We start from the raw sequence: 6910 nt of genomic DNA, 5'->3' as shown, positions 1-6910 counted from the left end.
CCCCCCCCCCCCCCCCCCCCCCCCCCCCCCCCCCCCCCCCCCCCGCGCCCGCCCGGGGGCCGCGCCCCGCCGGGGGGCCCGCCCCGCCGCCCGTGGTCAGGCCCGGACGATCGCCGCGACGGGGCCGCCGCCGGAGGGGCCCTGGTGCACCGCGGCCACCGAGACGAACACCGCCGGGTCGCCGGTCACCGCCGCGGTCACGCCGCCGACGGTGGCCTTGATCTGCCGGTGCCAGTGCACGTCGGAGTCGTCGAGCATCGCGTTGCGGCGGTCGCGGACCATGCCGCTCGGGTCGGCCTCGCACTTGAGGAAGACGTTGACCAGCCGGTCGCCGAGGTCGGTGTGGTGCGGCCGCTCCGGCAGCTCCAGGCCGGCCGAGCGGATGGCCGCCCAGATGCCGTCCTGGTCGAGCGCGTCCTGCATGACCGAGTGGCCGATCCGGTAGGCCCCGCCGTGGCCACGGGCGTTGCCGACGACGACGATCTGCGCGCGGTCGAGCTCGACGCCCGACGAGCACGAGGCCACCGAGGAGAACAGCGACAGGTCGTGCATGACGTCCTCGTCGCCCGGCATCTCGATCTCACCGAGGGCGACGGCGATGCCCAGCGCCGTCGTGGCGTTGGACAGGTCCATCGACTCGTGGGTGTGCTCGGTCCACACGGTCTTCCCGCGGCTCTTGGCGTCGCGGATGGTGTCGATGGTCAGCAGCGGCGTCTTCGTCTGGACGTAGTGCACGTCGGCGGCGTCGTCGATGCCGGCCGCGGCCATGGCCTTCCGCACGCCGTCGGCGACCTTCTCGATCATGGCGACCCGGCCGATGTCCTCGGGCAGGATCTGCTCGCTCATCGCGTAACCCACGGTCAGCCGCGGCTCGTCGGTCTTCTCGACGGCGTCCTCGGGCAGCGTGGCGAAGACGGTCGCGTGCGGGCTGATGACGCCGTCGGTGCCGCCGGACCACACGATCGGGATCTGCGCGACCTCCTCCTTGCTGCGGGTGCCCTTCTCCAGCAGCACCTCGCGGAAGGCGCGGTCGGCGATGATCCGCGTGTAGTCGTTGACGCCGCCGTTGCCCTCGGTCTTGCCGATGACGGCGACGACCCGGTCGGCCTCCATGACGCCGTCGTCGATGAGCTTCGCCAGCTCGCTGGCGTCGCTGACGCTGTGCAGGGGGACCTTGCGGACCTCGATCGGTGCGGGCACGGCAGCTTCCTCTTTCCCTAGGCGGTGGTGAGCACGGTGCCGACGGCGTCCCCGGTGACGGCGCCGGCGATGTTCTCGAGCGAGGTGATGACGGCGCGCTCGCCGCCGGCCTCGACGAAGCGGAGGACGGCCTCGACCTTGGGGCCCATGGAGCCCCGGGCGAACTGGCCGTCCGCGGCGTGCGCGCGGAGCTCGGCCACCGTGACCCGGCCGAGCGGCCGCTGGGACGGCTGCCCGAAGTCCACCATCACGTTCGCGACGTCGGTGGCGATCACCAGGGTGTCGGCCCCCAGGTCGCGCGCCAGGACGGCGGCGGTGAGGTCCTTGTCGATGACGGCCTCGACACCGCGCAGCGGGGCGCCGTCCCCGCCGTCGTCGGTCACCGGGATGCCCCCGCCGCCGGCGCAGACGACGACGAAGCCGGCCGCCGCGAGGGCGTGGACGGCGGGGGAGTCGACGACCGACCTCGGCTCGGGCGAGGCGACCACCCGCCGCCAGCCGCGCGGGCCGCGGTCCTCCCAGACCTGGCCGAGGGCGAGGAACCGTTCGGCCTCCTCGCGGGGCACGAAGCGGCCCACCGGTTTCGACGGCTCGCGGAAGTGCGGGTCGCCGGCGTCGACCAGGGTGCGCGTGACCAGCCCGGCGGTGCGCTGGGGGAGCCCCCGGGCGGTCAGGGCCGCGTCCAGCTCGTCGGCGATGGTGAAGGCGATGGTGGCCTGCGTCTGCGCGACGTTCCAGTCCAGCGGCACGGGGGGCACGACGTTCGCCGCGAGCTCGTTCTTGACCAGCAGGTTGCCCACCTGCGGGCCGTTGCCGTGGGTGAGCACCACCTCGACCCCGGCGGCGACCACCTCGGCGACGTGGTCGGCCGCCTCGCGGATCGCGTCCCGCTGGGCCTCCGGGGTGGCCGAGCCGTCGGCTCCGGTCATGGCGTTGCCGCCGAGGGCGATCACCACGCGGCGGGACGTCACCCCGGCGACCCTAGCGGCGTTTCTCTTAGCGGTGAAGTACCGGGCCGCGACGTCCTGGCCTCCACGGGACCCCGGATCGCGGGACGATCCGGCAGCGGGGGACCGGGAGGAGACGGCTGTGCGCATCCACTTCGGGCTCGACACCCGCGCCACCCCGCAGCAGGTCCTCGAGGCGTTCACCGACGTCAGCGACCGGCGGCTGGAGGTGTGGTCGCAGACGCTGGACCCGGCGAAGTACGAGGTCCGCGAGCAGGGCGAGGGCTGGGCCGTGATCCGCGAGGGCAGCGCGGGCGTCCCCTTCTGGGTGCTGCTGCGCTACGAGTGGCCCACCCCGGACCGGGTCACCTGGACGCTCCTGGACAGCGACCACTGTGACCGCGGCACCGGCGACGTCCGGATCACGCCGCGCGCCGGCGGCGGCAGCCACGTCGACGTGACGGTGCACCACTCCGGTGGCCGCGGTCTGCGCGGCCGGGTGGTGCTCCTGCTCCAGCGCCTGCTCGGGCCGGTCGCCTTCCCCCGGACGTGGCGCACCGCGCTCGACCGGGTGGCCGGCTGACCTCAGCGGCGCCAGAAGTCGAACCGGTCCCGCCCCGGCCGGAAGCCGGCCGCCTCGACGACGTCGACGGCGAGGTCGAAGCGCTGACCGACCGCGTACGGCTGGTGCGCGTCGCTGCCGAAGCTCACCGCCTCGCCACCCTCCTCGCGGAACCAGCGCACCTGGTCGGCCGAGGCCAGCGGGCTGCTGGTGTTGACCTCCAGCGCCCGCCCGGTGCCGGCCACGGCGCGGAACACCGCCCGGTACTCCTCCTCGTAGTCCTTCTCCACGTAGCGGTGGGGGCCGCCGGGCCAGTAGCGCCGGGGGAAGTCGACGTGGGCGAGCACCTGGAAGACGTCGCTGCTCTCGACCATGTCGACGACCTCGGCCAGGTAGCGGCGCATCGTGCCGTCGGCGTCGGTGTAGAGCAGCTGCCCGACGCCGTAGAGCCGGTCGCCGTCGTGCAGCGAGTGCAGCGAGCCGAGGACGCGGTCCACCGGCGCGTCGGCGAGGTGCGCGGCGACGCTCGACGCGAACAGGTGCGGCTCGCCGGCCTCCACACCGGACCAGACGCGCAGCTCGTGGAACCGCTCGCGGACCTCGGCCAGCTCGGCCCAGTAGCCCTCGGTGTCGATCGGCTCGTGCCGGGAGGAGTGCCGGTCGACCAGGCCCAGCGTGGTGGCCCGGTCGTCGGGACCCCACACGGTGAAGTCGAGGTGCTCGGTGAAGGCGATCGCCGGCAGCCCCTGGGCGATGGCCTGCTCGCAGGCGCGGGCCATGGTCACCGAGCTCGGGGTGTCCCACGACCACCCGGTGTGCACGTGGTTGTCCGGTGGTCGCATCGTCCCCAGTCTGCCCGCCGTCCCCAGGTCCCGCACGGACGGTCCTGCTGTCGGGGGACGCACCTACTGTCGGGAGCCATGACCACCGCCGCGCCGTCCGCCGACCTCGCCTCCGAGGCCCTCGGGGTCCTCCGGGAGCTCACCGGCCGGCCCGACGCGGTCTTCCGCGAGGGGCAGGACGCCGCCGTCGCCGCGCTGGTCGAGCGCTCCGAGCGGGCGCTGGTCGTGCAGCGCACCGGCTGGGGCAAGTCGGCGGTGTACTTCGTCTCCACCGCGCTGCTGCGCCGCCGCGGCGCCGGCCCCACCCTGCTGGTCAGCCCGCTGCTGGCCCTCATGCGCGACCAGGTCGCCGCCGCCGCCCGCGCCGGCATCCGCGCCGTCGAGATCTCCAGCGCCAACGCCACCGAGTGGGACGACGTCGCTGCCTCCCTGGCCGCCGACGACGTCGACGTGCTGCTCGTCTCCCCGGAGCGGCTGACCAACCCGCGCTTCCGCGAGGAGCAGCTGCCCGGGCTCGTCGCCCGCTGCGGCCTGCTCGTCGTCGACGAGGCGCACTGCGTCTCCGACTGGGGGCACGACTTCCGGCCCGACTACCGCCGCATCCGCGACCTGCTCGGCACGCTGCCGGCCGGCACCCCGGTCCTGGCCACCACGGCCACGGCCAACGAGCGCGTGGTGGCCGACGTCGCCGAGCAGCTCGGTGCCGGCGGGGTGGGGGTGACCACGGTGCGCGGTCCGCTGGCGCGCGACTCGCTGCGCCTGGGGGTGCTGCGGCTGCCCACCGACCGCGCCCGGCTGGCCTGGCTCGCCGCCCACCTGGGCGACCTGCCGGGCAGCGGCATCGTCTACACCCTCACCGTCGCCGCGGCCGAGGAGACGGCGTCGCTGCTGCGCGACGCCGGGCACGACGTGCGCGCCTACACCGGTCGGCTCGACGACGCCGACCGCAAGGACGCCGAGGAGGCGCTGCGCGGCAACCGGGTCAAGGCGCTGGTGGCCACCTCGGCGCTGGGCATGGGCTTCGACAAGCCCGACCTCGGGTTCGTCGTCCACCTCGGGGCGCCGTCCTCGCCGGTCAGCTACTACCAGCAGGTGGGCCGCGCCGGCCGCGCCGTCGAGTCCGCCGACGTCCTGCTCCTGCCCGGCCCCGAGGACCTCGCGATCTGGCAGTGGTTCGCCACCTCCTCCATGCCGCGCGAGGACCACGCCGCCGCCGTCCTCTCCGCGATGGCCGACGGGAAGCCGTGGTCGGTGGCGCGGCTGGAGACGGTCGCCGACGTCCGCCGCTCCCGCCTCGAGCTGCTGCTCAAGGTGCTCGCCGTCGACGGCGCGGTGGAGCGGGTGCAGGGCGGCTGGCGGTCCACCGGCCGCCCCTGGGTCTACGACGCCGACCGCTACGCCCGCGTCGCCCGCACCCGCGAGGCCGAGCAGCGGGCGATGATCGCCTACGCCAAACCGGTCGACGAGGCGCCGTGCCGGATGGCCTTCCTCCAGGAGGCGCTCGACGACCCGACCGCCGCGCCGTGCGGCCGGTGCGACGTCTGCGCCGGCCCCTGGTACCCCACCGACGTCCCCGAGGGGGCCGCGCAGGCCGCCTCCGCGGTCCTCGACCGGCCCGGTGTCGAGCTCGCTCCGCGGGCCCAGTGGCCCACCGGTGCCGACCGGCTCGGCGTGGGCGTCAAGGGGAAGATCGCGCCCGCCGAGCAGGTGGACCCGGGCCGGGCCGTCGCCCGGCTCACCGACCTCGGCTGGGGTCAGCGGCTGCGCACCCTGCTCGGTGACGACGGCGTGGGCGGCACCGTGACCCTCGACCTCGAGGCGCCGGGCCTCGAGGAGGACCCCGACGCCGCCTTCGACGTCCCCGTGCAGCGCTCGGTGTCCGACGTCCCCCCGGACGAGGAACTGCTGCGCGCCTGCGCCCGCGTGCTCGGTGCCTGGGACTGGGCCGAGCGGCCGGCGGCGGTGGTGGCCGTCCCCTCGCGACGCCGTCCGCGGCTGGTCGCCGGGGTGGCGCAGGGCCTGGCGCGGCTCGGGCGGCTGCCCTACCTGGGTGAGCTGTCGCTCGCGAGCGGCGGGCCCACCGGCGGTCCCGGGGGCAACAGCGCCTTCCGGCTGGCCGGCGTGTGGCAGCGGATCGTCGTCGGCCCGGAGCTGCGGTCGCGGCTCGCCGAGCTGGGGCCCGCTCCCGTGCTCCTCGTCGACGACCTCGCCGACTCCCGCTGGACGATGACCGTGGCGGGCCGGGAGCTGCGGCTGGCCGGGGCGTCGCGGGTGCTGCCGTTCGCCCTGGCCCTCACCGCATAGGACTCGTACACACGTTCGGTCGGCGCTAGCCTGCCGGGCATGGAGCTCGCGCACCAGCCGTCGATGTTCGACGTCGCCGAGGAGGCCGCGCTCACGCCGCTGCGGGGCTGGGTCCGCCGGCACGTGCTCGCCCGTGGCGCGTGGGTCGACCACCTGCCGGGATGGGTGACGGGGTCGGACGCCGTCCTCGAGGTCCTGCTCGGCGACATCGGCTGGCGCGCCGACCGGCGGCAGATGTACGACCGCGAGGTCGCCGTCCCGCGGCTGCTGCGCTGGTACGGGCGCGGCGAGGTGCTGCCGCACCCCCTGCTCACCCAGGCCCACGCCGCGCTCGACGCGCACTACGCCCCCGAGCTCGGTGAGCCCTTCGTCACCGCCGGGATGTGCCTGTACCGCGACGGGCGGGACAGCGTCGCCTGGCACGGGGACCGCCTGGGCCGCAGCCGTACGCAGGACACGATGGTGGCGATCGTCTCCTTCGGCTCCCCGAGGCCGCTGCTCCTGCGTCCGGTCGGCGGCGGCGAGTCCCTCCGCTTCCCCCTGGGGCACGGCGACCTGGTCGTGATGGGCGGCTCGTGCCAGCGCACCTGGGAGCACTGCATCCCGAAGACGACACGGCCGGTCGGTCCCCGGGTGAGCGTGCAGTTCCGCCCCGCCGGCGTCGCCTGAGACCTGCGGGAATGGCCCGGCCACGGCGGCCGTTGCACCCTCTGTCCGGCGCCGATCCCACCGGCTCGACACGGACTCGGGGACCCCCGTGCACGACCCCTCAGAGGGTGTGTATGGTTGTCCCTGCACCGAGCGAGAACAGACTGGGCCGAGCGCCTGGGAAACCGCCGGGAGAACCCCTGAGGTTCGACTGCTGCGGAGCACGGTGTACAGTGGGGACACCGCCTCGAACGAAGGCCGAAAAGGCCGGAGTACGAGCGCGTCCGCTCCTTGAGAACTCAACAGCGTGCCGAAAGTCAGTGCCAAGTAACAAACCCCCGCACTGCACGGTGTTCCGTGTGGTGAGGGATTCCTTTGGTTGATGACATCGAGATCTGTCAGGTCTC

At 74.8% G+C, this 6910-nt stretch carries 6 protein-coding genes; 3 read left to right on the top strand and 3 right to left on the bottom strand.

Features of this window, described 5'->3' with window-relative positions:
• Positions 1-96: 96 nt before the first annotated feature.
• A complete protein-coding gene (gene bar / locus ACI780_RS24330; protein WP_456873174.1) occupies positions 97-1200 on the bottom strand; it encodes a barbiturase in 1104 nt (367 codons plus the stop codon).
• 17 nt (positions 1201-1217) lie between these two features.
• Positions 1218-2171 (bottom strand): carbamate kinase, encoded by a 954-nt coding sequence (locus ACI780_RS24325; protein WP_456873175.1) that lies wholly within the window; start codon positions 2169-2171, stop codon positions 1218-1220.
• Between the two features lie 118 nt (positions 2172-2289).
• On the opposite strand from ACI780_RS24325, the gene ACI780_RS24320 reads away from it, so the two are divergent.
• Entirely contained in the window at positions 2290-2730 is a 441-nt protein-coding gene (locus tag ACI780_RS24320; protein WP_456873176.1) for a hypothetical protein, read from the top strand.
• A 2-nt stretch (positions 2731-2732) separates the two neighbouring features.
• Here the strand turns inward: ACI780_RS24320 and ACI780_RS24315 are convergent, their stop codons facing one another.
• Positions 2733-3551, bottom strand: coding sequence for a PHP domain-containing protein (locus tag ACI780_RS24315; protein ID WP_457006061.1), 819 nt, complete (start codon positions 3549-3551; stop codon positions 2733-2735).
• Positions 3552-3629: 78 nt separating this feature from the next.
• On the opposite strand from ACI780_RS24315, the gene ACI780_RS24310 reads away from it, so the two are divergent.
• Together ACI780_RS24310 and ACI780_RS24305 are read left to right on the top strand one after the other, a co-directional pair.
• Entirely contained in the window at positions 3630-5855 is a 2226-nt protein-coding gene (locus ACI780_RS24310; RefSeq protein ID WP_457006060.1) for a DEAD/DEAH box helicase, read from the top strand.
• 39 nt (positions 5856-5894) lie between these two features.
• Positions 5895-6524, top strand: a complete 630-nt coding sequence (locus tag ACI780_RS24305; protein ID WP_457006059.1) for an alpha-ketoglutarate-dependent dioxygenase AlkB — start codon at positions 5895-5897, stop codon at positions 6522-6524.
• The last annotated feature ends 386 nt before the right edge of the window (positions 6525-6910 follow it).

The sequence above is a fragment of the Geodermatophilus sp. SYSU D00814 genome (assembly GCF_054050055.1).
The sequence above is the reverse complement of the archived record's forward strand: the minus strand, read 5'-3'. Positions and strand labels throughout refer to the sequence as shown.

What these genes read in the sequence shown, in the direction of transcription:
- ACI780_RS24310 (WP_457006060.1), top strand. Translation starts at nt 3,630, where the DNA reads ATGACCACCGCCGCGCCGTCCGCCGACCTCGCCTCCGAGGCCCTCGGG.
- ACI780_RS24305 (WP_457006059.1), top strand. Translation starts at nt 5,895, where the DNA reads ATGGAGCTCGCGCACCAGCCGTCGATGTTCGACGTCGCCGAGGAGGCC.
- ACI780_RS24315 (WP_457006061.1), bottom strand. Translation starts at nt 3,551, where the DNA reads ATGCGACCACCGGACAACCACGTGCACACCGGGTGGTCGTGGGACACC.